The sequence below is a fragment of the Ruegeria sp. BJ5 genome (assembly GCF_056537865.1).
This window is the reverse complement of record NZ_JBQFSH010000005.1, coordinates 180,066-206,333: the sequence shown is the minus strand read 5'-3', so window position 1 is coordinate 206,333 and position 26,268 is coordinate 180,066. Positions and strand designations below refer to the sequence as shown.

31 protein-coding genes are annotated in these 26,268 nt (G+C 64.1%); 13 read left to right on the top strand and 18 right to left on the bottom strand.

What is annotated here, in order from left to right; all coding sequences use genetic code 11:
- Positions 1–15: 15 nt before the first annotated feature.
- The 4 genes from mobB to ACR0NY_RS16500 are packed head-to-tail and all read right to left on the bottom strand — an operon-like array spanning position 16 to position 2,544.
- Positions 16–525 (bottom strand): molybdopterin-guanine dinucleotide biosynthesis protein B, encoded by a 510-nt coding sequence (gene mobB / locus ACR0NY_RS16515; RefSeq protein ID WP_170342265.1) that lies wholly within the window; start codon positions 523–525, stop codon positions 16–18.
- Positions 522–1,166, bottom strand: coding sequence for a molybdenum cofactor guanylyltransferase MobA (gene mobA / locus ACR0NY_RS16510; RefSeq protein ID WP_170369814.1), 645 nt, complete (start codon positions 1,164–1,166; stop codon positions 522–524). Before mobA ends, mobB begins: the two co-directional genes overlap by 4 nt.
- Entirely contained in the window at positions 1,163–1,609 is a 447-nt protein-coding gene (locus tag ACR0NY_RS16505) for a hypothetical protein (RefSeq protein ID WP_170369816.1), read from the bottom strand. Before ACR0NY_RS16505 ends, mobA begins: the two co-directional genes overlap by 4 nt.
- Entirely contained in the window at positions 1,606–2,544 is a 939-nt protein-coding gene (locus ACR0NY_RS16500; RefSeq protein ID WP_254432979.1) for a formate dehydrogenase accessory sulfurtransferase FdhD, read from the bottom strand. Before ACR0NY_RS16500 ends, ACR0NY_RS16505 begins: the two co-directional genes overlap by 4 nt.
- Here ACR0NY_RS16500 and ACR0NY_RS16495 point away from each other — a divergent pair.
- Together ACR0NY_RS16495 and ACR0NY_RS16490 are read left to right on the top strand one after the other, a co-directional pair.
- A complete protein-coding gene (locus ACR0NY_RS16495; RefSeq protein WP_170369818.1) occupies positions 2,543–3,259 on the top strand; it encodes an AzlC family ABC transporter permease in 717 nt (238 codons plus the stop codon). The two genes, ACR0NY_RS16500 and ACR0NY_RS16495, sit on opposite strands and share 2 nt — an antisense overlap.
- Positions 3,256–3,588: an AzlD domain-containing protein gene (locus tag ACR0NY_RS16490; RefSeq protein ID WP_170342269.1), complete on the top strand. Its 333-nt coding sequence runs from the start codon at positions 3,256–3,258 to the stop codon at positions 3,586–3,588. The genes ACR0NY_RS16495 and ACR0NY_RS16490 overlap by 4 nt, the downstream gene beginning before the upstream one ends.
- Here ACR0NY_RS16490 and ACR0NY_RS16485 read toward each other — a convergent pair.
- From ACR0NY_RS16485 to ACR0NY_RS16455, 7 genes are all read right to left on the bottom strand, one after another.
- Complete coding sequence (locus tag ACR0NY_RS16485; protein ID WP_170369820.1) at positions 3,577–4,209, bottom strand: hypothetical protein; 633 nt, start codon at positions 4,207–4,209, stop codon at positions 3,577–3,579. The two genes, ACR0NY_RS16490 and ACR0NY_RS16485, sit on opposite strands and share 12 nt — an antisense overlap.
- A 16-nt stretch (positions 4,210–4,225) precedes the next feature.
- Positions 4,226–4,360, bottom strand: coding sequence for an aa3-type cytochrome c oxidase subunit IV (locus tag ACR0NY_RS16480; RefSeq protein ID WP_170369821.1), 135 nt, complete (start codon positions 4,358–4,360; stop codon positions 4,226–4,228).
- A 91-nt stretch (positions 4,361–4,451) separates the two neighbouring features.
- A complete protein-coding gene (locus tag ACR0NY_RS16475) occupies positions 4,452–5,012 on the bottom strand; it encodes a hypothetical protein (RefSeq protein WP_170369823.1) in 561 nt (186 codons plus the stop codon).
- Positions 4,999–6,837: a glycerophosphodiester phosphodiesterase family protein gene (locus ACR0NY_RS16470; protein ID WP_170369825.1), complete on the bottom strand. Its 1,839-nt coding sequence runs from the start codon at positions 6,835–6,837 to the stop codon at positions 4,999–5,001. The genes ACR0NY_RS16475 and ACR0NY_RS16470 overlap by 14 nt, the downstream gene beginning before the upstream one ends.
- A gap of 64 nt (positions 6,838–6,901) precedes the next feature.
- Positions 6,902–7,354 (bottom strand): DUF6173 family protein, encoded by a 453-nt coding sequence (locus tag ACR0NY_RS16465; protein ID WP_170369827.1) that lies wholly within the window; start codon positions 7,352–7,354, stop codon positions 6,902–6,904.
- A 4-nt stretch (positions 7,355–7,358) separates the two neighbouring features.
- The gene (locus tag ACR0NY_RS16460; protein WP_170369829.1) at positions 7,359–8,405 is read right to left on the bottom strand and encodes an MBL fold metallo-hydrolase; all 1,047 of its coding nucleotides are present in this window, start codon (positions 8,403–8,405) and stop codon (positions 7,359–7,361) included.
- Positions 8,405–10,108: an acyl-CoA dehydrogenase gene (locus ACR0NY_RS16455; RefSeq protein WP_170369831.1), complete on the bottom strand. Its 1,704-nt coding sequence runs from the start codon at positions 10,106–10,108 to the stop codon at positions 8,405–8,407. Before ACR0NY_RS16455 ends, ACR0NY_RS16460 begins: the two co-directional genes overlap by 1 nt.
- Before the next feature lie 135 nt (positions 10,109–10,243).
- Here ACR0NY_RS16455 and ACR0NY_RS16450 point away from each other — a divergent pair, with 135 nt between their 5' ends.
- Entirely contained in the window at positions 10,244–11,194 is a 951-nt protein-coding gene (locus ACR0NY_RS16450) for an L-threonylcarbamoyladenylate synthase (RefSeq protein ID WP_170369833.1), read from the top strand.
- Here ACR0NY_RS16450 and ACR0NY_RS16445 read toward each other — a convergent pair whose 3' ends face one another.
- The gene (locus ACR0NY_RS16445) at positions 11,195–11,749 is read right to left on the bottom strand and encodes a YqgE/AlgH family protein (protein WP_093963536.1); all 555 of its coding nucleotides are present in this window, start codon (positions 11,747–11,749) and stop codon (positions 11,195–11,197) included. It lies immediately after the preceding gene.
- Between the two features lie 143 nt (positions 11,750–11,892).
- Between ACR0NY_RS16445 and ACR0NY_RS16440 the strand changes: the two genes are divergently transcribed.
- On the top strand, positions 11,893–12,705 hold the full coding sequence (locus ACR0NY_RS16440; protein ID WP_170369834.1) for a protein-disulfide reductase DsbD domain-containing protein: 813 nt from the start codon (positions 11,893–11,895) through the stop codon (positions 12,703–12,705).
- Positions 12,706–12,709: 4 nt separating this feature from the next.
- Entirely contained in the window at positions 12,710–13,141 is a 432-nt protein-coding gene (locus ACR0NY_RS16435; RefSeq protein ID WP_170369836.1) for an NUDIX hydrolase, read from the top strand.
- On the opposite strand, the gene ACR0NY_RS16430 is transcribed toward ACR0NY_RS16435, so the two are convergent.
- The 6 genes from ACR0NY_RS16430 to ACR0NY_RS16405 form a co-directional block, all read right to left on the bottom strand.
- Positions 13,108–16,509 (bottom strand): efflux RND transporter permease subunit, encoded by a 3,402-nt coding sequence (locus ACR0NY_RS16430; protein WP_170369838.1) that lies wholly within the window; start codon positions 16,507–16,509, stop codon positions 13,108–13,110. The two genes, ACR0NY_RS16435 and ACR0NY_RS16430, sit on opposite strands and share 34 nt — an antisense overlap.
- Positions 16,510–16,514: 5 nt before the next feature.
- Positions 16,515–17,969 carry an efflux RND transporter periplasmic adaptor subunit gene (locus tag ACR0NY_RS16425; protein WP_170342289.1) on the bottom strand — a complete coding sequence of 485 codons (1,455 nt, stop codon included), beginning with the start codon at positions 17,967–17,969 and terminating at the stop codon, positions 16,515–16,517.
- 107 nt (positions 17,970–18,076) lie between these two features.
- A complete protein-coding gene (gene moaB / locus ACR0NY_RS16420) occupies positions 18,077–18,619 on the bottom strand; it encodes a molybdenum cofactor biosynthesis protein B (RefSeq protein WP_170342290.1) in 543 nt (180 codons plus the stop codon).
- A 6-nt stretch (positions 18,620–18,625) separates the two neighbouring features.
- Positions 18,626–19,246, bottom strand: a complete 621-nt coding sequence (locus ACR0NY_RS16415) for a LysE family translocator (protein WP_170342292.1) — start codon at positions 19,244–19,246, stop codon at positions 18,626–18,628.
- On the bottom strand, positions 19,243–19,842 hold the full coding sequence (locus tag ACR0NY_RS16410) for a metallophosphoesterase family protein (RefSeq protein WP_170342294.1): 600 nt from the start codon (positions 19,840–19,842) through the stop codon (positions 19,243–19,245). Before ACR0NY_RS16410 ends, ACR0NY_RS16415 begins: the two co-directional genes overlap by 4 nt.
- Complete coding sequence (locus ACR0NY_RS16405) at positions 19,839–20,606, bottom strand: uracil-DNA glycosylase (protein WP_170369840.1); 768 nt, start codon at positions 20,604–20,606, stop codon at positions 19,839–19,841. Before ACR0NY_RS16405 ends, ACR0NY_RS16410 begins: the two co-directional genes overlap by 4 nt.
- On the opposite strand from ACR0NY_RS16405, the gene ACR0NY_RS16400 reads away from it, so the two are divergent.
- The 8 genes from ACR0NY_RS16400 (at position 20,605) to ACR0NY_RS16365 (ending at position 26,013) form a co-directional block, all read left to right on the top strand.
- Positions 20,605–21,306 carry a scavenger receptor class F, member 2 gene (locus ACR0NY_RS16400; protein WP_254432980.1) on the top strand — a complete coding sequence of 234 codons (702 nt, stop codon included), beginning with the start codon at positions 20,605–20,607 and terminating at the stop codon, positions 21,304–21,306. The two genes, ACR0NY_RS16405 and ACR0NY_RS16400, sit on opposite strands and share 2 nt — an antisense overlap.
- Before the next feature lie 65 nt (positions 21,307–21,371).
- Positions 21,372–22,307: an aspartate carbamoyltransferase catalytic subunit gene (locus tag ACR0NY_RS16395; RefSeq protein WP_170342298.1), complete on the top strand. Its 936-nt coding sequence runs from the start codon at positions 21,372–21,374 to the stop codon at positions 22,305–22,307.
- Positions 22,304–22,822 (top strand): hypothetical protein, encoded by a 519-nt coding sequence (locus tag ACR0NY_RS16390; RefSeq protein WP_170342299.1) that lies wholly within the window; start codon positions 22,304–22,306, stop codon positions 22,820–22,822. The genes ACR0NY_RS16395 and ACR0NY_RS16390 overlap by 4 nt, the downstream gene beginning before the upstream one ends.
- A complete protein-coding gene (locus ACR0NY_RS16385; protein ID WP_367646368.1) occupies positions 22,807–23,193 on the top strand; it encodes a hypothetical protein in 387 nt (128 codons plus the stop codon). The genes ACR0NY_RS16390 and ACR0NY_RS16385 overlap by 16 nt, the downstream gene beginning before the upstream one ends.
- The gene (gene pyrC, locus ACR0NY_RS16380) at positions 23,190–24,470 is read left to right on the top strand and encodes a dihydroorotase (protein WP_170342301.1); all 1,281 of its coding nucleotides are present in this window, start codon (positions 23,190–23,192) and stop codon (positions 24,468–24,470) included. The genes ACR0NY_RS16385 and pyrC overlap by 4 nt, the downstream gene beginning before the upstream one ends.
- Positions 24,470–25,075 (top strand): glycerol-3-phosphate 1-O-acyltransferase PlsY, encoded by a 606-nt coding sequence (gene plsY, locus ACR0NY_RS16375; RefSeq protein WP_093963548.1) that lies wholly within the window; start codon positions 24,470–24,472, stop codon positions 25,073–25,075. The genes pyrC and plsY overlap by 1 nt, the downstream gene beginning before the upstream one ends.
- Positions 25,072–25,341: a hypothetical protein gene (locus ACR0NY_RS16370; RefSeq protein ID WP_170342303.1), complete on the top strand. Its 270-nt coding sequence runs from the start codon at positions 25,072–25,074 to the stop codon at positions 25,339–25,341. Before plsY ends, ACR0NY_RS16370 begins: the two co-directional genes overlap by 4 nt.
- A gap of 198 nt (positions 25,342–25,539) precedes the next feature.
- Positions 25,540–26,013, top strand: a complete 474-nt coding sequence (locus tag ACR0NY_RS16365; protein ID WP_093963550.1) for a YHS domain-containing (seleno)protein — start codon at positions 25,540–25,542, stop codon at positions 26,011–26,013.
- Positions 26,014–26,268: the final 255 nt, after the last annotated feature.

The window sequence follows — 26,268 nt, the reverse complement described above, 5'->3', positions numbered from 1 at the left end:
GGTCCTCGGGCATGGTCAGGGGCTGGGCCGCGGCCCCAAGCCGACCTCGGCCAGGATGAAATCGGCAATGGAAGGCGTGTCGTTCAAGTCAAAAACCGGACGGTCCAGATCCAGCGGCGTGTCGCTGGCCACCGCGCGGACCGTCGGATCGTCAACGGCAATCAGCGGGTTTCCGGGCTGGGCGCGAAAGGCCTCGACCTTGGGGTGGCGCGCGCGCTTGTACCCTTCGACCAACACCAGATCGACCGGGGACAGACGCGCCAGAAGGTCGGTCAACGGCGGCTCGGGCGCGCCGCGCAGCTCTTGCATCACGGCGATGCGGCGGCTGGACGCCAGCAGAACCTCGGACGCCCCTGCGGTTCGGTGGCGGTGGCTGTCGGTGCCCGGTTGGTCCACGTCAACCGCGTGGTGGGCGTGTTTGACGGTCGAGACACTGAACCCGCGCCAGGTGATCTCGGCCACCAGCCGTTCGACCAACCCGGTCTTGCCCGTATTTTTCCAGCCGGTAACGCCGTAGACCTTCATGCCTGCTCCAACAGTTTCTGCGCCCGGATCAGATCTTCGGGCGTGTTGACGTTGAAGAACGGATCGAATGGGTCGGCCGGAAACAGCGCCTCGCGCCCTCCATGGCGGTCGGTCCACAGAACCACCTTGCGCAACCCGTCCGTCAAGGCCGCGCGCAGATCGTCGCGCAGCGCCACGGGCCACAGGCCAAAGGTCGGGTGCCGATTGACCCGGCGGCCACCGCCCGATTTCAGCGCCTCTTCACCGGTGCGCGGCGTGGTGGCCAGAACCAGCGGATGAGCCTGCCCCTGCGCCGCCTGCAGCAGCCGATCGACCAGATCGCGCGGGAAGAACGGCGTGTCGGCAGCAGCGGTGACGATGCAATCAGCACCCTGCCCCGCCGCCCAATCCAACCCGGCCAGAACGCCCGCCAACGGCCCGGCGTAACCCGCAATAGTGTCCGGCAGGACCGGCAGGCCAAGATCGGCAAACCGCGCCGGATCGCCGTTGGCGTTCAGCGCCAGCCAGGCCACCTGCGGCGCCAGCCGGTCGATCACATGCGCCAACAGGCTTTGCCCGCCCAGGTGCAGCAACCCCTTGTCGCCGCCGCCCATCCGCGTGGCCAGACCTCCGGCCAGTATGACGCCCAGTGGTTTGGTCATGTGGTCAATCCTTTCGGCTTGGGCCAGTTCGGTGTTCGTACAAAAAGGACGACAACAAACAAAGCCAGAAGACCAACCAACCAGAAAGACCAAGTGCCAGCGATCAAACATACCGAGAGGAATATGCCCGCGGTGTTAAGCCGGTATCGCCGCGCTGCGGTCAGGCTCGGCCTATCCAGCCCTTTCAACGCGGGAAGTCCCCAAAACAAGACACGCAGACGCGTGGACTTCCGCCGCGACGAGCTACACAGAGTACGCGAAGCTGCTATCAAATCGGCCAAAGCGCCCCATTCGAGCTGATCCAGTACGTCGTCGGGATAGGTCGCCAGCGCCATATCCATCGCCAGCTCATCCGCATGTTGGAACTTTATGGAATAGAGGGTTGCGACGCACAAAACCGGGAGGACCAGCAACTCTTCAAGCCTTGCGAGCATTTCAATCATCCCGCACTTTTCCTTCGGTGCTTCCGGTCCTCGACCGGCACGGTGGCCGGGTCCACGTCGCGCAGCAGCCGGTCCTCGCCAGACAGGCAGACGAAACGTTGGCCGCGCATCCGGCCGATCAGGGTCAGGCCGACCTCGCGCGCGATTTCGACGCCCCACGCGGTGAAGCCCGACCGCGAGGCCAGAACCGGGATGCCCATCATCGCCGTCTTGATCACCATTTCCGAGGTCAGCCGCCCGGTGGTGTACAGGATCTTGTCGCCGGCCGTCTCGCCTTCGGACAGCATCCAGCCGGCGATCTTGTCCACCGCGTTGTGGCGGCCCACGTCCTCCATATAGACCAGCGGGCGGCTCTGATGGCACAGAACCGTGCCGTGGATCGCCCCGGCCTGCAGGTACAGCGACGGCGTGCGGTTGATCTTGGCCGCCAGATCATACAGCCACGAGGTGCGCACCTGAACCTGTGGCAGGCGCACGCCCTCCAGCCCCTCCATCATGTCGCCGAACACCGTGCCCACCGCGCAGCCGCTGGTGCGGGTCTTTTTCTTCAGCTTGTCCTCGTACGAGGTCTCGCGCGCCGTGCGCACCACCACGGTTTCCAGATCGTCATCGTAATCGACACGCGTGATCTGGTCATCGGGGCGCAACATGCCCTGGTTGCGCAAAAAGCCCAGAGCCAGATATTCGGGGTAGTCGCCGATGGTCATGGCCGTCACGATCTCTTGCGAATTGAGGAAGATCGTCAGCGGGCGCTCCTCGACCACCGAGATGCGGCTGACCTCGCCGTTCTGGTCCACCCCCTCGACCGCGCGGGTCAACCGCGCCGCGCCGGGATCGGGGGCGATGATGTATTCCGACAGATCGACTTCGGTGGCCAATTGCAACCCTCTCTCTGACCCGCTACTGCTGCACAGACCACCATAGGATCTAGCCATGGCAACCTCCACATCCAAGTCATACTATTGGCGGGGTTTTCGCGACGGGACCCCGTTCATCTTCGTGGCGGTGCCCTTCGGCACCCTGTTCGGCGTCTTCGCGACCGAGGCGGGCCTGAGCATTCTGCAGACCATGGTGTTCACCGCAGCCGTCTTTGCGGGGGCCGCGCAGTTTGCATCGCTGCAACTGCTGCAGGACGGCACACCCACGGCCATCATTCTGGTTTCGGCACTGGCAGTGAACCTGCGGATGGCCATGTATTCGGCGTCGTTGACGCCTTATCTGGGCGCGGCGCCCCTGTGGCAACGGGCCTTTGCCGCCTATCTTACGGTCGACCAATCCTATGCCTGCTCGATCGTCCAGTTCGAAAAAGAACCGGACATGTCGGTTCCGCAGCGTATGACCTATTTCATGGGGTCGGTTTCGCCTCTGGTGCCCATGTGGGTGCTGGCCACCTTTATTGGGGCCTACCTGGGAACGCAGATCCCGGATAGCTGGGCACTGGACTTCGCGCTGCCAATCACCTTTCTGGCCATGATCGGCCCGATGATGCGCACTCCGGCCCATGTGGTCGCGGCTCTGGTCGCCATCGTCGTGTCGCTGCTATGCGTGACAATCCCCTACAATCTTGGCCTGCTGATCGCGGGCTGCGCGGGCATGATGGCCGGTGCGCAGGCCGAAGTGATGCTGGAACACAGAAAGGTAGCGTCATGACCACCCCCGATCAGACAACGGTCTGGACGATCATCGTCGGGCTGGCGATCGGCAGCTATGCCCTGCGCTTCGTGTTCATCGGCTTTGTCGGAGACCGTCCGTTGCCGCCATGGTTGCTGCGGCATCTGCGCTATACGGCGGTGGCCATCCTGCCGGCCCTGATTGCCCCTCTGGTCATGTGGCCCACGGCCACCGAGGGCCAGCCGGACCTGCCGCGCATGGCCTCGGCCGTGGTTGCCCTGAGCGTCGGGTTGATCACCAAGAACGTGCTGGCCGCCATCTTTGCCGGGGCCGGCACGCTGTATGGTCTGCTGTACCTAGTTGGTTGAAGCCGCTTCCAGCTGGTTAAGCGCGGCGTTGTTGGCCGCCAGACCGGCCTGCAGATCGGCGCTGTCGTTTTCACGATATTCGGCCGTGACGACCCCCGGAATCTGCCCGAACTGATCGGACAACTTGACCGGGTAGAAGGTGGCCTGGATCTGCTCGAACCCGGGAACCTGCTGCAGCAGCCGAGCAGTCGAGTGGGCGCAGTAGGCGCCCGGAACCGGTCCGGACTGCTTGGCCAGTTGATAGGCGATCTCGGCCTGCTGGGGGGTCACCTGGATGGTCTGGATGCGCGCATAATGCGTTTCGCGTGCGTGCGAGCTGCGATAGGCACGCTCGACCGCGGGGGTGATGCCATACAGCACGTCATCCTTGATCGGCACCACGTCGGCGCGGAACGACCCGGCGGGGTCGAAAATTATCCGCTCGCTGGCGCTGATCATCAGCGAGGTATGCGCGCCAGACCCGGTACGCGTGTTGATCATCGTATACAGGGTCAGCGTTGAGGGGCCCGGGTCACGGTAGGATCGCGCAACGATCTCGGACTGGTCGGTCTGAGGGCGCTGCGACGTGGCACAGCCTGCGACGGTTACTGCCAGCAGGCAGGCAATCAAGATGCGAAACATGACCCGTCAGTCCGGCTTATGCCCCAAAGATCGCAAGAAACAGGGCAATGAAGCAGATCACCACGACGCTGTAGGTGGTGAATTTGATGAACCCGTTGAAGGTTTCGGTCTGGACGGTGATGTCCATCTCGCCGTGCTTGTGTTCAGCCATTTCGAAAGATTCCCAATTCGCGTGTTTGCCGATTTGGATAAATCATATTTTCCGGCCTGTCACGACGTCAATCGCGCGCAGGTGCCCGAGTTCAGTCGGCCGCAGCCTCATCGGTGGCAAAAACCGAGCAGCCGGGATACCCGAAGCCCCACCGCCACGGCAGGCCGGTGCAGGGACCACCTCCGAATCGGACGGCCATGAACATCGCCTCGGCGGTGATCGACATGGCCGACGTCACCTGCTCGGGCGTCATGTCGTATTGCGTTGCATAGTCCTGCGCATGCACGGCTCCGAATTCCTTGACGCAGGCGCGCAAGGCGCGGTCAGCCTCCAGCCGGGCGTCGAAACTGGCGTCGGCGGACGTGGCGCCCCCGGCGGTGTGATACGCGCGATCATGAGTCACGCAGCAGGACTCCCACGGCGGATGGCTTTCGTAAACCGCGCGAAATCTGGGAAAGGTCTCTGCCACCAGCCGCCAGCTGGACGACATGCCGCCCGAGCAGCCATCGGTTTCAAACGCGCTCAATGGTTGCCCAACCGATTGCGCGATCAAAGCCCGATGCGCGGGCATCTCGACGCCGCGCATCAGATCCTGCGCCGAAGCCGACCCGGCAAGGCAGGCAAGCAAAAGACCGAAGCTAGGGGCTTGCATCGCGCATCGCCTCGGTATCGACCGACAGGCCGAAGGTCGTGGCCAACCACAGCAGCAGCCGCTCGCCCGGCTCCATCTCGGCGCGGACACGTAGCACTTCACGCGCCATTGCGGGGCGGTCGGTGATCAGACCGTCGACACCCATCGAGGCCATCGACGACATCTGCAGCGGGTCATTCACCGTCCAGACATAGATATCCTTGCCCGCGTCATGGACCGAGCGGATCAACCCGGGCGTGACCATCCCGGCATTCACCGCGACGAAATCGCCCTCCAGCCCGGTCAGATCGCCCACCGCCGTGGCAGCCAGAACGCCGGCGCGCCAGTCCGGGCGCAACGCTTTCATCTTCTGCACCGCGGGGTATTTGAGCGACATCGTGGCGATGTCCTGCTCCATCCCAAACTCCTCGACGATGGCGGCCACGCGGTTTTCCAGATCCACGTCATGGCCATAGTATTTCAGTTCGATGATGACCTTGGATTTGCCCTTCGCAGCCTCCAGAACCTCGCGCAGGGTCGGGGTGCGCTGATCGGCATATTCGGGGTCGAACCAGCTGCCGATGTCGATCTGCGCCACATCCTCCATCGTGGCATCCCAGACCTTCATATTGACCCCGCCCAGCTTCATGAAGTCGCTGTCATGGGCCACGATCACCTCGCCGTCGGCGCTTTCCTGAACGTCGATCTCGACCCAGTCGGCACCGTCCTCAATGGCTTTCAACACCGCAGCCATCGTGTTTTCCGGCCGCAGCGCCGCAGCGCCCCGGTGGCCGATTACGTCAGCATGATCGGGTGCCGAAATCTGGTCCAGCACGTCCTGGCTGAACCAGATCCCGGCCAACAGGGCCACAACGGCCGCGGCGACGGTCACCAGAACCGGGGCGCGCAGGTTTCCGGCCTCGGGGTGAGGAAGCTCTGCCGCCCGGGGCTCAAAAAATGCATCCAGCAGAACCGCCAGCGCGCCCAACGCCACCGCCGCCAGCACCAATCCGGCCAGAGACCACAGCCCGGCCACCAGCAGGCTGAGCGTCAGGGCAACCCGCAGGTTCGTGCCCTGTTCGAGAGGTACAAGGTGGAACAACAGGCTGGCCACGGCAGCAATCAGCGCAGCAATCGCCAGACGTACGACCAGCCACAGCGCCAGGTCGATCTTCAACCGGCCGCGTTTGCCTTCCATTCGCCGGGCGCTTTCGGAAAAGGCGTCCGAGGGCGCAATCTCCTCGAACAGCACCAGATGCAGGGCCAGAGCCCAGGCCGACAGGCGGCGGATCAGCACCCAGGCCAAGGCCAGCACCACGAACCCGATCAGCGCGACGGCCACCTGGAACGCGGGCGGATGGAAGGTCAGATAGTAGTTGATGTCGTATTCGGTCAGCGTCCACCACGCGATCAGGCCCGCGACCGCCACGAAAGGCACCGCCAGGACAAGAACCCGCAAAATGAAGCGCACCGCGAAGGAAAACAGCGTCGGCATGCGCGATAGGATCAACCGCAGCGCCGACCCGCCGGCCCTCCACGGGTCGCTCTCGCCCATCCTGAGCGATCCGGCCATGACCGAAAAGACGAACACCTCGGCCAACAGGAACAGGCCCAGAATGACCACCGCCGCCACGAAGCCAACCGGCGACAGGATGAACATCGCGATGTCCTGATCGGTCAGCGCTGTTTGGTCGGACAGCATCACCGCCAGGTTCACGGTGAAGGCCACGCCGGGGGCGATCAGCGCGATCAGCAGCAGCCGTACCGCCAGATAGATGGGAACAAAGGTTCGGCGCCGGGCCCAAGCCCCGCGATAGGCATCTGCTACGGTTGAGAAATGTGACACGCCGGCTCCCTTTGAATGTTGAATTCATTCAAGGCCGCGCAGATGTGAATTGCAAGCGTGACGCTCAGCTTTCCTCAAGCTTAGCCGCGAGGCGGAAGCCGATGCGGTTGGCGGGCTTGTCCTCGACCGTTTTGGGCAGGGCGCGCAGCATGACGTTCAGCTGGCTGACATGCTGCACCAGCTGGGTGCGCGCGCCCGAACCGTCCGAGCCGTAGAAAGTGATCACGTCGGGGTCGAAATATCCCATCCCCTCGATCCGCATCACCCCGGCGTCACCGCCGGTAAAGCCCATGGCGACCTCGTGATCGGCATCGAGGGTCTGTTCAAAGTTCTGGATGTACAGGATCAGCCGCTCATACGCCCATTGGGCGGGGCTTTTGCTGTCGACCGGCTGGCGCAGGGGTTCGGGCAGATCCTTGGTGCCCGACGTGCTGTCCGGGTCGCAATGCACCTCATAGCACCGGGGCAGAGCTGCGGCCTCGGCAACTTCGGCCGAAGTTTCGATCTTGTCCTGCATCGTCTCAACCTTTGCGCTGATACACCCACGCGCCGTCCTCTCGGCGCGCACGGGTCACGGCTCCAGTGTGATAAAGATGGTTCAGATGCGCAACCGCCTCGACCAGCGCAAGACCGTATTCGCCGTCGCGGATGGGACGTTTAAACAGGGTCACGAAACAATCCGACGCCGCCTTGGGCGCATCCAGATCGTCCAGCAGGCGTGCAAGAGCGCTGTGATGGTTCTCGATCAGTTGTTTCATGCGGATCGGCAGACCGACGAAGGGCAGCTTGTGCCCCGGCAGCACCACCTGATCAGGCCGCGCCAACGCTTGCAGGCGCTCGCAGGCCTCCAGCCAGTCGGACACCGGGTCGGCCATCGGCTCGGTGGCATAGACGCCCAGGTTCGGGCTGATCGAGCTGAGGATCTGGTCGCCCGAGATCACCAGGTTGTCGTCGCGGCTCCAGAACGTGGCGTGTTCGGGGGCATGGCCATTGCCCATATGCACGTCCCAGTCCCGCCCGCCCATGCGGATCACGTCGCCCTGCTTGATGCGGACAAAGCCCAGAGGCATCGGATAGACCGTGTCGGCAAAATTGAAGGGCCGCTCGGACATGCGCTTGGCCAGGATCTCGGGGGCCATGCCGGCGCTGCGGTAGAACTCCAGCGTCTCTTCCGGCCAGCTCTCCTGCACGTCCAGCGTCAGCATTCGCGCAAACAGCCATGCGGTGCGGCTCGAGACCAGATCGGCGCCGTGCTCCGACTGGAACCAACCGCCATTGCCGACGTGATCGGGGTGGTGATGCGTAACCACCACTCGAGTCACCGGTTTGCCCGCAAGCGGCCCGGCCATCAGGTCGGACCACAGGCCGCGCGTCTTTTTCGATGAAATTCCGGTGTCGATCACCGTCCAGCCATCTCCGTCATCCAGCGCATAGACGTTGACGTGGTCCAGCGCCATCGGCAGCGGCAGGCGCATCCACAGCACGCCCTCGGCGATCTCGGTGGCCTGTCCGGGCGCGGGCGGCTCGGGCCAGGGATGGCGAAACGCCGGAGGCCGCGCGCCGTCCATCACGCGGCCAGTTCGTCGGCGCTGAGCGCGAACAGGTCTTTGGCCCCGATCTGTGCCTGATCCAGCAGGCCCGCGTATTCCGGCAGGCGCGCGGTGATGTAGTACCGCGCCAGCTTGGCGCGCGGACCATCCGGATCGGCTAAAGCGGCGATCAGGTGGTAATGCGCGCCCAGCACGCGGGCAAAGGCGTTCAGATAGGCCACGGCCCCGGCGAAGCGGTTGTTCATGTCCTCTTGCGCCACCAGCCACTCGGTCGCCTCGCGCAGGGATTCGGTCGCCTCCCATACCGGGCCGGCCAGCTCGGGCACGGTGGCGCGGGCGCGCTCGGCGTGATCTTCGATCTCGTCCAGCAGGCGGGCGGCGGCTTCGCCCCCGTCCATCATCTTGCGGCCGACAAGGTCCATGGCCTGAATGCCGTTGGTCCCCTCGTAGATCGCGGTCACGCGGACATCGCGGTAATACTGCGCGGCGCCGGTTTCCTCGATATATCCCATGCCGCCATGCACCTGCAGGCCGGTCTCGGACACGCGCATGCCGGTCTGGGTGCCGAAGGCCTTGCAGATCGGGGTCAGCAGGGCCGCCCGCGCGGCCCAGTCGGCGTTGCCGGTGGCCTTGGCCATGTCGATGGCGGCGGCGTTGGCCAGCATGATCGCACGGGCGGCGAACAGGTCGGCCCGCATGTCCATCAGCATCCGGCGCACATCCGCATGATCGATGATCGTGCCCGAGGGCGTCTTGCCCTGCTTGCGTTCCAGAGCATAGGCCAGCGCGTGCTGATAGGCGCCCTCGGCCGCGCCCACGCCCTGCCCGCCGACACCGAGGCGCGCGTTGTTCATCATGGTGAACATGGCGGCCATGCCTTTGTGTTCCTGGCCAACCAGCCAGCCCTTGGCGCCGTCATACTGCATCACGCAGGTGGGCGAACCATGCAGGCCCATCTTGTGTTCCAGCGACACCACCTTCAGGTCATTCGCCACGCCCGGATTGCCGTTTTCATCGGGGATGTACTTGGGTACCAGAAACAACGAGATCCCCTTGGTCCCCGGCGCGCCATCGGGCAGTCGGGCCAGAACCAGGTGGCAGACATTCTCGCAGAAGTCATTGTCGCCCCACGAGATGTAGATCTTCTGCCCGGTCACCGAATAGGTACCGTCGCCGTTGGGTTCGGCCTTGGACGTCAGCGCGCCAACGTCAGACCCGGCCTGCGGTTCGGTCAGGTTCATCGTGCCCGACCATTCGCCCGACATCAGCTTGGGCAGGTACAGCGCCTTGAGCTCTTCGCTGGCGTGGTGTTCCAGCGCCTCGATCTGACCCTGGCTCATCAACGGAGCCAGCTGCAGCGACAGGCAGGCGGCGCTCATCATCTCGTTCACGGCGGTGGTCACGGTCATAGGCAGGCCCATGCCTCCATATTCCGGGTCGCCGCTCATGCCGATCCAGCCGCCCTCGGCGATCGCCTTCCAGCCATCGGCATAGCCGGGAGAGGTCCACAAAATCCCGTTCTCCAGCCGCGCGGGGTGCAGATCGCCGGGGCGCTGCAGGGGGGCCATCACCTCTTCGCACATCTTGCCGGCCTCGGACAGAATGGCGCTGACCACGTCCGGGGAAGCCTCGGCGAATTTCTCGGTTGCGGCGACGTCCTTGAACCCCACCACCTTGTCCATGAGGAACTCGTAATCAGTGACAGGAGCGCGATATGGCATGGTTTCCCCCGGAAATCGTGTGTCGGTCGCAATGGCGGGCTTGGAATCCATGGCCCGCGCCGGTATTCATCTAAGCTTGTTCGATTACCTATCCGTCCCCCTGTTGCAAGCAACCAAAACGCCGCGTCACCACCCATGATCCCCAACAGCACGCAATATCTGGATGCTGATCCCGCCGGGATTGCAGCCGCGGCCGACCTGCTGCGTCAGGGACTGCTGGTCGCCTTCCCGACCGAGACCGTTTACGGGCTGGGCGGCGACGCCCGCAACGGCGAGGCGGTTGCAGCGATCTACGCCGCCAAGGGACGACCCAGTTTCAACCCGCTTATCGCGCATGTCGCCTCGGTCGAGGCCGCCAAACGCTATGTCGAGTGGTCGGACAATGCCGAACAGCTGGCAGCTGCGTTCTGGCCCGGTCCGCTGACGCTGGTGCTGCCGCTGCGCGCGGGACATGGCGTGTCCTCACTGGTGACGGCGGGGCTGGAGACGCTGGCCGTGCGGGTGCCCGCCCACCCAACCGCGCGCGCATTGCTGAGCGCAGTTGACGGTCCCGTCGCTGCCCCATCGGCAAACCCCTCCGGTCGGATCAGCCCAACCGCTGCGGCGCATGTGCGCGCCGGTCTGGACGGTCGGATCGCCGCCGTACTGGATGACGGACCCTGTTCTGTCGGGTTGGAATCGACCATCGTGGGCTTGGCCGGCACCCCCGCTTTGCTGCGGCCCGGCGGTGTGGCACTGGAACAGATCGAAACGGTTCTGGGCACGCGCCTGACCCGCCACAAGCCCGGAGATCTGCTGACCGCTCCGGGGCAGTTGCTGTCGCACTACGCGCCGGACGCACCGGTCCGGCTGAACGCCACCGAGCGGCGCGGGGACGAGTTGCTGCTGGGATTTGGCAGTGTCGATTGCGACCGCAACCTATCCGCCAGGGGCGACCTGATCGAGGCGGCGGCAAACCTGTTTGCGTATCTGCACGAACTGGACGGTACGGGGCGGCCAATTGCCGTCAGCCCGATCCCTTCCGAGGGCGTGGGGGCGGCCATCAACGACCGCCTGCGCCGGGCCGCGGCGCCACGCAATTCCTGATCAGGCCCGACCGGCGCTGGCCGACAGCGTCAGCGGATCGACACCCAGCGTGGCCAAGGCGGCCTCCCACTTTTCGTCGTCGGCAACGTCAAAGACCAGTTTCGATGTGGCATCGGTCGTCAACCAGCCATTGGCCGCGATCTCGTCTTCCAGCTGTCCCGGCCCCCATCCCGAATAGCCCAGCATCAGCATCGAGTTCAGCGGCCCCTTGCCAGAGGCGATATCTTCGAGCACGTCCAGCGTCGCCGTCATGCTGAAATCGCCGGCCACGTGCAGCGAATGCAGATTTGCATCGTAGTCCGCGCTGTGCAGCACAAACCCCCGGGACAATTCGACCGGCCCACCAAAATGCACGAGGCGTTCTCCGACAACCGGGATGCGGCACGCGATGTTCAACTGTTCAAGCAGCGTCTTGATTCGCAAATCCGACGGTTTGTTCACGATCAGACCCATCGCGCCGTCATCGCCGTGGCTACACAGGTACACCACTGAATGATCAAAGCGCGGATCGCCCATGCCGGGCATCGCAATCAACAGTTTTCCAGTCAGATCCATCAAAAAAAACTCGTGAGGCTTATTCCCTTACAATGACCTTGCGGAACCCGGATTGGCAAGGGATCACGCCGGAAATCCCGCGATTTCTGCCGGTGACCAGAACGTGACTTGGCAAACCTGCCCGCAAGTCGCATGTATGGATCATGAGATCGCTGTTCAAACCCGTTCTGACCGTTGTTTCGGCTTGCCTGGCCCTGTCCGCACCTGCGCAGGGGCAATCGATCGACTCGATCGTCCGGCTGGACGTGATCGATGGCGGCCAATCCGAGGATGGAACCTATCTCACCGCGATCCGGCTGGATTTGGAACCCGGATGGAAGACCTATTGGCGGGCCCCCGGTGACGCTGGCATTCCGCCTGAATTCGACTGGCGCCGGTCCGGCAATGTCGACGCGGTTGCGATCACCTGGCCCACGCCGCATGTCTTTGACCAGAACGGCCTGAAGTCCATCGGCTATGAAACCCAGCTGGTGTTGCCGGTTCGGATTACCCCCAAGGACGCATCCAAACCGGTACGGTTGCGCGGCGAGGTCGATCTGGGAGTGTGCAAGGATGTCTGCATTCCCGCATCGCTGAAATTTGACCACGAACTGGACGCCGGCGCAGCAAGAAATCCGGCGATCGCGGCTGCGCTTGCGCAACGGCCCTTCTCTGCACGCGAGGCTGGCGTTACCGGCGCGGCCTGTCGCCTGAGCCCGACCGCGGACGGTTTGCAGATTCAGGTACAGATCGACATGCCCTCGGCCGGTGGTGCCGAACTTGCGGTGATCGAACCGGGGAACCCGGCCCTGTGGGCGTCGCAGACTGAAACCAAGCGGCAAGGCAACCGGCTGACCGCCACGTCCGAGGTGATCAGTCCCGACGGTCAGCCCTTTGCGCTGGACCGGTCCGCCGTGCGGATCACGGTTCTGGGGACCAAACACGCGGTCGACATTCTGGGCTGCAGCGCGGGCTGAGCGGATGCAGCAGGTTCCCCGGATCGGCGCACTGGCGGTTGTCATAGATCAGGGCCATGTCCTGCTGGTGCAACGCAGCAAGGCCCCCGATGCCGGTCTCTGGGGATTTCCGGGCGGCCATGTGGAGTGGGGCGAAACCGTCCTGCAGGCCGCCGCGCGCGAGTTGATGGAAGAAACCGGTATCGAAGCAACCCCGCAGGCGTATCTGGGCAACCTTGATCTGCTGGTCCGGGATGCGGCCGGACAGATCACCGCCCACTATTTGCTGGTGGGCGTGTCCTGCCGCTTCGGATCCGGCACTCCGGTCGCAGCGGATGATGCGCAGGATGCGCGTTGGTTTCCAATCCGGCAGGTGCTGGACCGCGGCCTTGCCATGAGCGCCCGGGTGCCCGACCTTCTGTCTCAGGCACTGGCCCGGGATGAAAGCCTGACATAAAGCGCCCCGGACACGATCAGGCTGACGGCCAGAATGGCAACCGCACCGGCCGCGAACGCTCCCAGCCCCATTCTCAGCAACGCCAGACCGTCCTCGCCGCCGTACAGCCCGGACAGCACACCCAGCGGCGCGCCGGCCAGAACCGGCCAGACCATGGTGACCAGCAGCCAGAGCATCATCGCCCCGCCCGTCCCCGCGGCCGCGACCCGAACCACCTTGTCCGGCGCCCGCAAGGCGCGGCGCATCGCCGTCATCGGGCGAGAAATATCACTCAGGATCGCCAGCAACGCGGGGACCAGGAGCAGCACCAGCACCATGCCGAACCCGAGCCCGTAGACCAGCGTGATCACCGTGGGTTTGAGGAATTGCGCCTGCTGCGACCCTTCGTACAGCAACGGGGCCAGCCCCATCACCGTCGTCAGCGTGGTCAGCATCACGGGACGCAACCGGTCTGCAGTGCCTTCTATGATCGAGGGCACCAGCCCGCGATCCTGCTGATACCCATCGATGGTCGTTATCAAAACGATCGAGTCATTGATGATGATCCCGGTCATGCCCAACAGGCCGACGACCGTGAACATGCTAAGGGGAACGCCCCAGATGTAATGCCCCCAAATGGTGCCGACCAGACCAAAGGGAATGATCGCCATCACCACCAGCGGCCTTGTCCAACTGGCGAAGATCCAAGCCAGAACAAGGTAGATCCCGGTCAGGCACAGGATCAGGCCGGTGCGCGCCTCGGTCAGGAACTCGTCCTCCTGTTCGCTCAGACCGGCCATGCGCCACTCGACCTGATACTCGGAGGCGATATCCGGCAGGATTTCCTCGCGCATGGCGCGGGTGATTTCCGCGGCCTGGGCCGGGTCATCCTCGGAAATGTCCCCGTTCACTGCGATCACCCGCAGGCCATTTTCCCGGCGCACCGTCGAGAACCCCGACTCGCGCTTGACCGAGACGATGTCAGCCAGCGGGACATAGACCCCGTCCGGTGAACGCATCAGCGTGTGTTCGAGGAAATCGGCGGTCAGCTCGCTTTCGGGCAGTTCGACCCGGATCTCGGCGCTGCGAGGACCGTCGGGGAATGTCGCCGCCTCGATCCCGTTCAGCCGGTGACGCAGAACCCGGCCCAATGTCTCGATGCGGAAGCCCAACGCCTCGCCCTGTGCCGTCAGATCCAGAATGTACTCTTCCTTGTCATAGGCCAGATTGTCTTCCAGCGCTGAAACCTCGGGGTATTTCGACAGTTCCGCCTGCAGGGCCTCGGACGCGGATTTCAGGGTGTTCACGTCCGCGCCGAAAAGCTGCACGTCGATGGCATCACCACCCGGACCCGAGCGCCAGCCGCGGAACGTCAGCAATTCGACCTTGGGATGGCGCGGCACGAATTCCTGCAGCTCGCCCACGAATTCAAAGCTGGAATAAGGTCGCAGGTCGGCATCGATCAGCTCGATAGAGATACCGCCCAGCAAATCGCCATCCTTGCCATCGGCGGCGGACAGACCATAACCGGCGCTCCCCCCGATCTCGGCCAGAACATAGTCGATCGGGTTGCGACCGTGGCGTTCTTCGTAGATCCGACCCAGCTCTTCCGTGGCGCGCTGCAGAATGTGCATCATTTCGATCGTGTCGGCGCGGGTAGCGCCTTCGGCCATGATGAAATTGCCGGTGACCGAGCCTCGCTCGGGCGCGTTGAAAAACCGCCAATTGACGTCGCCCTTGATGAACAGCGCTATCTGACTGGCCAGAATGGCGATCATCAAGGCCACGACCACGTATCGCGCCCAGATTGCCCACGCCACCAAAGGTCGGAAAAGAGTGTCGCGCACCCAGCGAAAACCCCGGTTCACAACCCGGTTGGGCCAGTCATACCAATGTTCCTTGGCCGAATGTGCGATAGCATGCGCCATGTGGTTCGGCAGGATCAGAAAACACTCGATCAACGATGCGATCAGTACAGCGATCACCGTAAAGGGAATGTCCCGGATCAGCTCTCCGAACCGTCCGCCAATGGCGGTCAGACCGAAAAAGGCGATCACGGTCGTGACCGTGGCCGCAAAAACCGGCATCGCCATGCGCCGGGCGGCGCGCTCGGCGGCAACGACCGGTGGCTCGCCCAGACGGCGGGCCCGGAAATCGGCGTGTTCCCCCACCACGATCGCATCATCCACTACGATACCCAGCGTGATGATAAGGCCGAACAACGAGACCATGTTGATTGACAGCCCGCCGATATACATGAAGGCGATGGCCGCCGACATCGCAACCGGGATACCGGCCGCGACCCAGAATGCGATGCGCGCATTCAAGAACAGGAACAGAAGGCACACCACCAAGCCCAGCCCGACCAGCCCGTTGTCGATCAGAATGTCCAACCGGTCGGTAATGGCCTGCGCCCGGGTACGGATCAGCTCGACCGAGATACCATCCGGCAGGCTCGCCTGCATCTCGGCCACCACATCCTCGACCGTGTGCTGAATGTCGATCGCATCACCCAGGTTCGACCGGTCCACCCGGACGGACATGGCCGGATTTTCGCCCACGAAATAGCTGCGATTGCGGGTAACGCCCTCGACCCGGATCTGCGCGACATCGCCGACCACCAGCTTGGACCCGTCCGGATAGGTGCGCAAAGCGATGCGCTCGATCTCTTCCGGGGTGCGCTTTTCGACACCGGTGCGGATCCGGGCGTTTGCGCCGGTCACGTCCCCGGCCGGATTGGCCGTGACCTCGGCCGCAACCGCCGAGGCGATCTCGGACAGGGTGATGTCGTTGGCGATCAACTGCGCGGTGGGAACCTCGACCACGATGCGTGGGGCCGCAAGGCCGCGGATCGTGGTCCGCGTCACACCGGCAGCGAACAGCCGATTGATTAACTCATCTGTGAATTTGGCCAGCTGCCCGGTCTCGATCGGGCCGGTGAGGACAACATCCGTTACCCGGTCTCGCCAAGCGGCACGCCGGATGGACGGTTCTTCGGCATCCTCCGGCAGGTTGGTCACGCTGTCGACCGCGGTGCGCACTTCTTCGACGGCGCGGCTCATGTCCCAGTTGGGTTCAAATTCCAGCGCGATGCGGGCCGATCCTTCACGGGAGGTCGACTCGGTGCTGGCAACGCCTTCGACCGCCAGCAATGCAGGTTCAAGGATCTGGACAATCCCGTTGTCCACATCCTCGGGCCCCGCACCATCCCATTCGACGTTGACATTGACCCGTTCCAGGATCACGTCCGGAAAGAACTGCGCCCGCATGTTCGGCGCCGAAGCCGCGCCAAGGACCAGCATGACCACCAGCAGAAGGTTGGCAATGGTCCGGTGACGCGTGAAATAGCTGAGGATGCCGCTGGCCGCGCCCGGGATCTCGCGCATCATGGCGCCTATCCCCCGGCCCGGTTTTCAAGCCGCCGCAACAGAGACGACGGCACCTTCGCCTCGCTCAACTGAGCAAGAACACGGGTCTTGGCGTCCTGGGACATGCGGTCGCTGGCCTCGACCTGCGCCACCAACCGCGCGCGGTGCTCGTCCGTCAGCTCGACCATGTCCGGCTCGACCGCGGCGCTGTCTTCGATGCGAACCGGGCGCACGCGGACCCCCGACCCCAGCAGCGGGGTCCGACCGACCACGACTTCGCGCCCTTCCAGCCCGGCGCCGCGCAGCAGAACTTCGTCCCCTTGCCGGCGCACCAGCTCGACCGGGAGCGTTTCCAGCCGGTCGTCGTCGCCCAGCACCAGCACGGTGCCTTGCGCATCCAGAACCGAAGACGGGAGACGCACGACATTATCCAGCGGCTGTTCCTCGACCGAAACGGTCACGAAATCGCCGGGCTTGAACCCCGGCGCGGCATCAAGCCGGGCATAGATCAACCGGCCGGTCTGGCCCTCGCCGGCCGACCCGCTGTCGCGGCTGATCCGACCGGTGGCGCTCAGGTCCGTGCCCGTCACCTCAAGCGAGATGGTCACCGGTGCCGGGATCAGCTTGCCCTGATCGTCCAGCAACCGCACGTATTGCGCGGTCGAAACGCGGAACGCGACCTCCAGCGCAAACGGGTCGACCAGTTCGGCCAGCTTTTCATTGGCCGTGACCAGGCGCCCTTCAACCAGCGTGACACCAGTCAGCGTCCCGTCGAACCGGGCGCGGATGGTCATGTCCTCCAGATCGCGTTCGGCCGATTCCAAAGCGATACGTGCCCGCGCCAGCAACGTTGTCGCCTGATCGACGCGGGACTCGGCCTGCGCCAAAGCGATACGGCGCGACAACACGGTTTGCCGGGCCGAGGCCGCGGCCAATTCGGCCTCTTCAACGCTGGCGGTCGCGCCCACACCACGGTCCAGCAAATCCTTCTGGCGCTGCAGGGCCCGTTCCCGCAGATCCGATTGGGATTCGGCGGCCTTCAACTCATCCTGCGCCAAAAGCAGAGCGCGTTCAGCATCGCGTTCCTCGAACTGGGCATCCAGCAGGTCCGACCGCGCACGGTCCAGCGCCGCCTGCGCATCGGCCGGGTCCAGCTCGACCAGAACTTCGCCTGTGCGCACAACCCCACCATCCTCGAAATTTTCCGCCAGCCCGATGACACGGCCACCCAGCGCCGCCCGCAATTCCAGACGCCTGCGGCTTTGAACTTCGCCGAATGCCTCCAGGTAGGGGGTGGCGGTTTGTGGCTCGGCCTTCTGAACCGTGACGGCGAACACGCGTTCGCGCGCCTGCGGGGGTTTGTTGTCGCGGGTCATGACCTCTTGCACTGCGCCGGTGATCATCTGCGCCGCGACAATCAACAGCGCAAGCATCAGGGATGCCAGAAAGACACCGATGAGGCTCTGCCGCAGAAATCGCATAGATCTTTCACTCCGGTTGCAACGGGACGCCGTCTATAAATAGGTAGCCGGGCCGGAAAAAATACCAACCCACAAGGCGGTTATGAGCCGTTAAACGTACGACCAGTCTACTTCCGTCGCAGATGTTCGTCCAATCTGGGCATGATTTCCACGAAATTGCAGGGCCGGTGGCGATAATCCAGCTGTTTTTCCAAAATGCCGTCCCAGGCATCCTTGCAGGCCCCCGGGCTGCCCGGCAGCGCAAACAGATAGGTTCCGCCAGCGACGCCACCTGTGGCCCGCGACTGTACTGCCGAGGTTCCGATCTTCTCCATCGAAATCAGGGTGAAGACGGTGCCAAAAGCCTCGATTTCCTTTTCGTAGACATCGCGATGCGCCTCGACGGTGACATCACGCCCGGTCAAGCCGGTACCGCCGGTCGAGATCACCACGTCAATCGCGGGGTCGGCGACCCACGCCCGCAACTGCTCGGCGATCTGGGCACGCTCGTCCTGAATGATCTTGCGGTCGGCCACGGTGTGCCCCGCACGCTCGATCCGGTCGACCAATGTTTGGCCCGAACGATCTTCGGCCAGTGACCGCGTGTCCGATACGGTCAGAACAGCGATGCGGATGGGGATGAATTCCATGGTTTCATCAATTCGGGACATATCGTGTCAGGCTCTTTCCATGATGGCCAGCCGGGCCGCCAGCGCGACGAACACGCCGCCACTGACCCAGCCGAGAATTCGCGACGCCCGCGGGCTTGAAATCAGCGCTCGCCCGGCGCCGCCGGCAAATGACCCCACCAGGGCATTCACGACGAACCCGCCCAGAGCGATGATCGCGCCCAGCAGCAGAAACTGGGCCAGAACCGATCCGTTGGCCGGCGAGACGAATTGCGGGATGAAGGCCAGAACAAACAGAATGATCTTGGGATTCGTCATGTTGACCAGCATCCCCTCGCGAAAGGCATGGCCCGACGGCTTCATTGGAGCGTCAGTCCGGACCGCACCGTTCCGGATGGTGCCCCAGGCCAGATACAGCAGGTAGGCCACACCCAGCCAGCGAATGACGTCGAACAGCCAAGGCATAGCCGCGACCGCCGCGCCAAGTCCCAGCCCAGCCAGCAGAACATGAACCATCAGACCCGTCGAAACGCCGGCGCTGGCCACGATGGCGGATCGAGCACCGGACCGCAGTCCAAGCCCGAAACAGAACATCATGTCAGCCCCCGGCGTCATGTTCAGCGCGATGGCGGCTGGGATGAAGGTCAACAGAGTTGCGTATTCGATCATGGATCGACCTCGAACCAATTCACTTTGGGCCCCAGATTTGCGATCCGGGTGCGACCGATCTCGCCGCGATAGCCCCAGCTGTCGTGGATATGACCGCACAGAGCAAAGTCTGGTTGAACCCGTTCCACCGCGTCGCGCACCGCAGTCGATCCTATCGATTGCCCCTGCGAGGTCCGATCGCCTTTGCCCTTGGGCGGGGCATGCGTGATCAGGATGTCCGCCGACGCGCAGCGATTGAGCAGCTCTGCGGCCTCGGCTTCGGTCAGGTCGCAGGACCAGTCACCAAATGGCGTGACCGGTACGCCATAGCCAAGTCCGAACAGGCGCAGCCCGTCCACGGTCATGCCTGTTCCGTGCAGCACATGCACGCCGTCCGGCACGGCCGCCGCCAGTTCCTCCGCGCTTTCGGCGTTGCCGGGAACCAGAACCATCGGCGCGGATATGCCGGAAAGCATATCCATCGCCTCGTCCAGCCCCTGACGCATGTTGCAGTAATCACCCGCGCCGATCACGAGGTCAGCTTCGACGCTGGCTGCCACCAGTTCAGCAGCCCGATTGCGAGCCATGTGCAGGTCGGAAAAAGCCAGAACCTTCATCCCTTGTTCTCCAGATATGCGCGCAGATCCAATAGATCGGCCCAGGCCTGGCGCTTGGCATGGGGCTGGCGCAGCAGATAGGCGGGGTGCAGCATAGGCAGAACCGGCAGATTCAGCGCCTGATCCCACTGCCCGCGCAGACGTGTGATGCCGCGCTTGTTCAGAACCGCCTGGCAGCTGATGTTGCCCATTACCACCAGGACCTTTGGCTTGGACAGGGCCACGTGCCGTTCCAAAAACGGCTGCATCATCGCGATCTCGTCCGGCCGCGGGTCCCTGTTCTGCGGCGGACGCCACGGCAGAACATTGGTGATGTAGACGTTCTGGGCGCGGTCCAAGTCTATCGCGGCCAGCATCCGATCCAGAAGCTGCCCGGCGCGGCCGACGAACGGCTTGCCCACGCGGTCCTCATCACGGCCCGGAGCCTCGCCGACGATCATGACAGGCGCGCCGGCGGTGCCATCGGCAAAGACCAGGTGCCGCGCGCCGCGCTTCAGGTCGCAATGAGCGAACGCCTCCATCGCCGCGCGCAGCTGATCCAGAGACGATGCGGCCGCGGCCGCCTTTTTCGCCTCGGCCACCGGGTCCAGCGCAACCGGCTTCTGCGGCGCGGCTTGAGGCGCGGCAGGTTTCCGCGCCTTGGGCGCCGTGTCCGGCAGGGCATAGCGATCGACCGGGGTGTCGACGATCGCGTCGGCTACGCCCAGCTCAACCTGCCATTCCAGCAGGGCACGCGCGGTGTAGGGGTCAAGGGCCGATTCCATGCCCATCAATCTACTCAGCTTTGCGGGAAGGGAAAGCAAATTGGCCTTGCCTTGGCGCATTGCCGGGCCGACGATGGTCCCCGTCATGACGCGAACCCTGGGCCTTCTGCTGATCACTCTGTTCGCCCTGCTGCCCGGCGGGTCGGAGGCACAGTCGTTTCTCAACAATCAAGGACAATGCCGTGGGGGCCAGTTTCAGTGCGGTCTGAAATGCTGCTCGGTCGGCCAACGCTGCAGCTATGACGGGTTCTGCATTCAGGCCGGGGGCACCTATTGCGGCGGCGGGAGGTCCTGCGGGCCGTTCGAGAAATGCGTGGCCGGAGGCACCAGATGCGCGCCCGCGGGCGCGAACAAATGCGCCTCGCGGCTGGATTGCCCCAGCGGGTCCTTCTGCAACGCGCGCGGCGAATGCGAGCGCAGTTCGCCCGACTTCGACCCCTCTCCACAACCGGCAACGCCCTGCGACGACGGGCGGACCTGCGCACCCGGTTCGACCTGCCTGCCGGGCGGCGGCTGCACGCGCCCGGGCTGGTACCTGTGCGAAGAGACCGGATCGCAGTGCCGCACCGGGTTCAAATGCTCGGCCAATCAGGGCTGCGTGCCCAGAAAGGCCGTCGATTGCGGATACGGCAAGTGGTGCAGACCCGGCGAGCATTGCCTGCCCGAAGGCGGATGCGAGAAACTGCCCGATGAGAACTGACTCCAGTTGCCCCGAGGCGCTGCGCTTTCTATAAGCGGCGCGACTGTCAGACAGGAGCCCGGCCCATGCGTTTCGCCCATCGTCACCTTCTTGGCATCGAGCATCTGTCCCAATCCGACATCACCGCCATTCTGGACCTGGCCGAAAAATACGTCGATCTGAATCGGCAATCGGCCAAGCACTCGGACGTTTTGGCGGGGCTGACCCAGATCAACATGTTCTTCGAAAACTCGACCCGCACGCAGGCCAGTTTCGAACTGGCGGGCAAGCGTCTGGGCGCAGATGTGATGAACATGGCGATGCAGGCCAGCTCGATCAAAAAGGGCGAGACCCTGATCGACACGGCGATGACGCTGAACGCGATGCATCCCGACCTTCTGGTGGTGCGGCATCCGCATTCGGGCGCGGTCGACCTGCTGGCGCAGAAGGTCAACTGCGCGGTGCTGAACGCCGGCGACGGGCGGCACGAACACCCAACGCAGGCGCTGCTGGATGCGCTGACCATCCGCCGGGCCAAGGGGCGGCTGCACCGGTTGAACGTGGCGATCTGCGGGGATGTCGCCCATTCCCGCGTGGCGCGGTCGAACCTGATCCTGCTGGGCAAGATGGAAAACCGCATCCGTCTGATCGGCCCGCCGACGCTGGTGCCCGCGCAATTCGCCGAATTCGGGGCCGAGATCTATGACGACATGACCGAGGGCCTGCGCGACGTGGACGTTGTAATGATGCTGCGCCTTCAGAAAGAGCGGATGGACGGCGGGTTCATCCCGTCGGAACGGGAATACTACCACCGCTATGGCCTGGACGCCGCCAAGCTGGCGCTGGCCAAGCCGGACGCCATCGTGATGCATCCCGGCCCGATGAACCGCGGCGTCGAGATCGACGGCACGCTGGCCGACGACATCAACCGCTCGGTCATCCAGGAACAGGTCGAGATGGGCGTCGCCGTGCGCATGGCCGCGATGGAGTTGCTGGCCCGCAACCTGAAGGAGGCGACATGAGCGATCTGACCCTATCCGCTGGCGAGCGCGGCGTGATCCGCCTGTTCGCGCTGGACATGCGCCCCGAAGAGGCGAAGTTCCTGCGCGAACCCGGCGCGGCGGATCAGGTTCTGGGCGTCTCAGGGCTGGACCCCGAGCAGATCGACGTGTTTCCGGCGTCCGACCTCGAGGATCTGGGCCTCTACGGCTATCTCAGCGAGGGCTGCGGCGTGTCCGAGGACCAGTTGGACCGGGCCAAGCTGGAGTCGGTCGATGGCTGGGTTCTGGTGCTGCGCAGCGCGGCCCTGGGCGGACGCGCGGCCAAATTGAACCCCGATCCGCGTCTGCGCCTGATCGGCCTTTACACCGAAGAGGCCACGAATTGGAGCGGCGGCACCATCGAGACCGAAAGCGCGCGGCCATACTCGGCCGCGCCGAACCCGGTTTCGAGCGAGCAACCCCGCCGGACGGGATCGGCCTTGCTTGCCTTGATCATCCTGCTGGTCATCGGAGGTGCTCTGTGGCTGATCCTGTGATCTTTGCGCCGAACAAGGGCGCTTATGTCCGCACCAACGCGTGGCTGGCCGCGGGCGCGATGGCGGGGGCGATGCTCGTGCTGTGGCTGATCGGAAATCCCTATGTCTGGACCGGCGCCCCGGCCGGTCTGGCGGCGGTGGGCGTCCGAGCGTGGTACCTTGCCTCGGAGGAACTGGTGGCCAACTGGCAGATGACCGACACCACCCTGACCGGACCCGGCGGACGCAGCGTGCCGCTGAACCAGATCGCGGCCGTGAATATCATGGGCAGCTTCGTGCAGATCGTCACCAAAGGCGGCGACAAGCACCTGATCAAGTACCAGGCCGACCCGGCCGCCATCAAAGCCGCGATTGAAAGGGCAATGGCATGACCAAGCTGATCTTCACCAACGCCCGCCTGATCGACCCCGAAGCCGGAACCGACGCGCTGGGTTGGCTGCACGTGGCCGACGGGCGCATCTTGGCCAGCGGCGACGGTCCAGCTCCCGAGTCGGACGCGCAGGTGATCGATTGCGGTGGTCAGTGTCTGGCCCCCGGCATCGTCGATATCGGCGTCAAGGTCTGCGAGCCGGGCGAGCGGCACAAGGAAAGCTACAAATCCGCGGGCCTTGCCGCTGCGGCCGGGGGCGTGACCACAATGGTCACCCGCCCCGACACCCTGCCTGCGATCGACACGCCGGAAACGCTCGAGTTCGTCACCCGCCGCGCCCAGGCCGACACGCCCGTCAACGTGCTGACCATGGCCGCCCTGACCAAGGGCCGCGACGGGCGCGAGATGACCGAAATCGGGTTTCTGATGGATGCGGGCGCGGTGGCTTTCACCGACTGCGACCATGTGGTGACGGACACCAAGGTGTTCTCGCGCGCGCTGACCTATGCCCGGGCCTGCGGCGCGCTTGTCATCGCCCACCCGCAGGACCCGGGCCTGAGCCACGGTGCTGCCGCCACAAGCGGCAAGTTCGCCGCCCTGCGTGGTCTGCCCGCCGTTTCGCCCATGGCCGAGCGTATGGGGCTGGACCGCGACATCGCCTTGCTGGAAATGACCGGCGCAGCCTATCACGCCGACCAGATCACCACGGCCCGCGCCCTGCCCGCACTGGAACGGGCCAAGCGCAACGGGCTGGACATCACCGCCGGCACCTCGATCCATCACCTGACGCTGAACGAGCTGGACGTGGCCGACTATCGCACCTTCTTCAAGGTCAAGCCGCCGCTGCGATCCGAGGATGACCGGCAGGCGGTGATCGAGGCCGTGCGCTCCGGCCTGATCGACACGATCAGCTCGATGCACACGCCGCAGGACGAGGAAAGCAAACGCCTCCCGTTCGAAGAGGCGGCCTCGGGCGCAGTTGCGTTGGAAACCCTGCTGCCGGCCGCACTGCGCCTGTATCATGCCGATCAACTGGACCTGCCGACGCTGTTCCGCGCCATGACCCTGAATCCGGCGAAACGACTGGGGCTGGACTGCGGCCGCCTCAGCGCAGGCGCCCCGGCCGATCTGGTTCTGTTCGACCCGAATGTGCCCTTCGTGCTGGACCGGTTCACGCTGAAATCGAAATCGCAGAACACCCCGTTTGACGGACAGCGGATGCAGGGTAAGGTCACCGCAACCTACGTTGCAGGCAAAGAAATTTTCCGGAGACCCTGATGCCCGTTTTCGACAGCACGACGACCCAACTGATTATCTGGGCCGCGATCGGATACCTGATGGGGTCGGTGCCCTATGGCATGATCGTTGCGCGGGTGATGGGGCTGGGCAACCTGCGCCAGATCGGATCCGGCAATATCGGTGCCACCAACGTGTTGCGCACCGGCAGCAAGGCGGCGGCGGCACTGACCCTTCTGTTCGACGCCGGCAAAGGCGCGGTCGCGGTCCTGCTGGCCCGGGCACTGGCCGGCGACGATGCCGCCCAGGTCGCGGCGCTGGCGGCTTTTGTCGGCCATTGCTACCCGGTCTGGCTGAGCTTCAAGGGCGGCAAGGGCGTGGCAACTTTCCTGGGCCTGTGGCTGGCGCTGGACTGGCGGGTGGGCGTTGCGTGCTGTCTGACATGGCTGGTCGCTGCTGCGATCTGGCGGATCTCATCCCTCGGCGCGCTGGCCGCGGCAGCCCTGTCGACAACATGGGTGATGATCCTGACGGACGGGTCGACCTTTTTGTTGGGCGTCGTTCTGACGCTGCTGATTTACTGGCGCCACCGCGAGAATCTGGCCCGCATCAAGGCGGGAACAGAGCCCAAGATCGGGAAATCGTGACCGCGCCGACCGACTTTTTGGACGCATTCTTTGCCTTGCCGGCGGGTTCCTTCACCGGAACCGCAAACGGTCGAAGCTACTCGGTCACGCGGCTGGCGATGGCGGGCGGCAAATCGCACAAGCTGGTCGCCCATGAACGGGGTGGCGCAGACTACATCAGTATGAACCTGTACCTGACGGATCAGAGCGGCGCTTTGCTGCGCCCCTGCGAGATGCCTGCCGCCAAGGTCGTACGCTTTGTTCTTGCCCTGGTACCCGACAGCTGAACCGCGGACCGACCTGCGCAGGCGAACAGACCGCTTGGCATTTCCGCACATTCACGTTTGATTGCTTTGAACGTGATCGCGGCCTTTCCCACCTCAGTTTCCGTGACGCTCAATTACCGGGTGCACGAAACGCAATTTCGGTGCTGGAACGCCCGCGCTTGGACATGCCGGGCAGCCCCGATCACGAAAGGTGGAACCATGAACAAGATCAAATCCCTGTTGGGCGGCGTGGCGCTGTCCGTGGCAATCGCAAGCTCGGCCCTGGCGGCCGGCGTGGAAATCAACGCCTCGTCGACCGGCCTGGCGATGCAGGGTTACGACCCTGTTGCCTATTTCACCGAAGGCGAGCCGACCAAAGGCAGCTACAAGATCACGGCGTTGCACAACGATGCGCTGTACCGTTTTGCCACCGAAGAGAACAAGGCCGCGTTCGAAGCCAATCCCGAGGCCTACCTGCCCGCCTACGGCGGCTACTGTGCCTTCGGAGCGGCCATGGGGTTCAAGTTTGACGGCGATCCGACCTACTGGAAAATCGTGGACAACAAATTGTACCTCAACCTGTCGGAAGACATCCAGCAGCGTTGGGAAGGCGACATCCCCGGCTTCATCGAAAAAGCCAGCGTCAACTGGGAAACGATCGCCGACAAGGATCCGGCCGAACTGCAGCAATAATCTGCTGAACTGGCGGCAAGGATCGGCGGCAGAATGCCTCTGCCGCCGATCGTGATTTGAAGCCCCACGACCCCGAACCTATCTGATCAGAACAACACTCCAAAAGGGCGGCAAGCCGCAGACCTTGCGGAAATCCGGGTCGGAATAACAGCGAAAAACCAATGATCCGGTCCACCGACCGGAACATAATGATCAATACAAACCTTCAGGCCAACGAAAGGCCGAGGCAGATAACTTCCAACGAAAGGATAGCAA

Bases quoted from the DNA above. Each gene is read 5' to 3' on its own strand.
- mobB (WP_170342265.1), bottom strand. From the start codon at position 525: ATGAAGGTCTACGGCGTTACCGGCTGGAAAAATACGGGCAAGACCGGG.
- mobA (WP_170369814.1), bottom strand. From the start codon at position 1,166: ATGACCAAACCACTGGGCGTCATACTGGCCGGAGGTCTGGCCACGCGG.
- ACR0NY_RS16505 (WP_170369816.1), bottom strand. From the start codon at position 1,609: ATGATTGAAATGCTCGCAAGGCTTGAAGAGTTGCTGGTCCTCCCGGTT.
- ACR0NY_RS16495 (WP_170369818.1), top strand. From the start codon at position 2,543: ATGGCAACCTCCACATCCAAGTCATACTATTGGCGGGGTTTTCGCGAC.
- ACR0NY_RS16500 (WP_254432979.1), bottom strand. From the start codon at position 2,544: ATGGCTAGATCCTATGGTGGTCTGTGCAGCAGTAGCGGGTCAGAGAGA.
- ACR0NY_RS16490 (WP_170342269.1), top strand. From the start codon at position 3,256: ATGACCACCCCCGATCAGACAACGGTCTGGACGATCATCGTCGGGCTG.
- ACR0NY_RS16485 (WP_170369820.1), bottom strand. From the start codon at position 4,209: ATGTTTCGCATCTTGATTGCCTGCCTGCTGGCAGTAACCGTCGCAGGC.
- ACR0NY_RS16480 (WP_170369821.1), bottom strand. From the start codon at position 4,360: ATGGCTGAACACAAGCACGGCGAGATGGACATCACCGTCCAGACCGAA.
- ACR0NY_RS16475 (WP_170369823.1), bottom strand. From the start codon at position 5,012: ATGCAAGCCCCTAGCTTCGGTCTTTTGCTTGCCTGCCTTGCCGGGTCG.
- ACR0NY_RS16465 (WP_170369827.1), bottom strand. From the start codon at position 7,354: ATGCAGGACAAGATCGAAACTTCGGCCGAAGTTGCCGAGGCCGCAGCT.
- ACR0NY_RS16460 (WP_170369829.1), bottom strand. From the start codon at position 8,405: ATGGACGGCGCGCGGCCTCCGGCGTTTCGCCATCCCTGGCCCGAGCCG.
- ACR0NY_RS16455 (WP_170369831.1), bottom strand. From the start codon at position 10,108: ATGCCATATCGCGCTCCTGTCACTGATTACGAGTTCCTCATGGACAAG.
- ACR0NY_RS16450 (WP_170369833.1), top strand. From the start codon at position 10,244: ATGATCCCCAACAGCACGCAATATCTGGATGCTGATCCCGCCGGGATT.
- ACR0NY_RS16445 (WP_093963536.1), bottom strand. From the start codon at position 11,749: ATGGATCTGACTGGAAAACTGTTGATTGCGATGCCCGGCATGGGCGAT.
- ACR0NY_RS16440 (WP_170369834.1), top strand. From the start codon at position 11,893: ATGAGATCGCTGTTCAAACCCGTTCTGACCGTTGTTTCGGCTTGCCTG.
- ACR0NY_RS16435 (WP_170369836.1), top strand. From the start codon at position 12,710: ATGCAGCAGGTTCCCCGGATCGGCGCACTGGCGGTTGTCATAGATCAG.
- ACR0NY_RS16430 (WP_170369838.1), bottom strand. From the start codon at position 16,509: ATGATGCGCGAGATCCCGGGCGCGGCCAGCGGCATCCTCAGCTATTTC.
- ACR0NY_RS16425 (WP_170342289.1), bottom strand. From the start codon at position 17,969: ATGCGATTTCTGCGGCAGAGCCTCATCGGTGTCTTTCTGGCATCCCTG.
- moaB (WP_170342290.1), bottom strand. From the start codon at position 18,619: ATGTCCCGAATTGATGAAACCATGGAATTCATCCCCATCCGCATCGCT.
- ACR0NY_RS16415 (WP_170342292.1), bottom strand. From the start codon at position 19,246: ATGATCGAATACGCAACTCTGTTGACCTTCATCCCAGCCGCCATCGCG.
- ACR0NY_RS16410 (WP_170342294.1), bottom strand. From the start codon at position 19,842: ATGAAGGTTCTGGCTTTTTCCGACCTGCACATGGCTCGCAATCGGGCT.
- ACR0NY_RS16400 (WP_254432980.1), top strand. From the start codon at position 20,605: ATGCCCATCAATCTACTCAGCTTTGCGGGAAGGGAAAGCAAATTGGCC.
- ACR0NY_RS16405 (WP_170369840.1), bottom strand. From the start codon at position 20,606: ATGGAATCGGCCCTTGACCCCTACACCGCGCGTGCCCTGCTGGAATGG.
- ACR0NY_RS16395 (WP_170342298.1), top strand. From the start codon at position 21,372: ATGCGTTTCGCCCATCGTCACCTTCTTGGCATCGAGCATCTGTCCCAA.
- ACR0NY_RS16390 (WP_170342299.1), top strand. From the start codon at position 22,304: ATGAGCGATCTGACCCTATCCGCTGGCGAGCGCGGCGTGATCCGCCTG.
- pyrC (WP_170342301.1), top strand. From the start codon at position 23,190: ATGACCAAGCTGATCTTCACCAACGCCCGCCTGATCGACCCCGAAGCC.
- plsY (WP_093963548.1), top strand. From the start codon at position 24,470: ATGCCCGTTTTCGACAGCACGACGACCCAACTGATTATCTGGGCCGCG.
- ACR0NY_RS16365 (WP_093963550.1), top strand. From the start codon at position 25,540: ATGAACAAGATCAAATCCCTGTTGGGCGGCGTGGCGCTGTCCGTGGCA.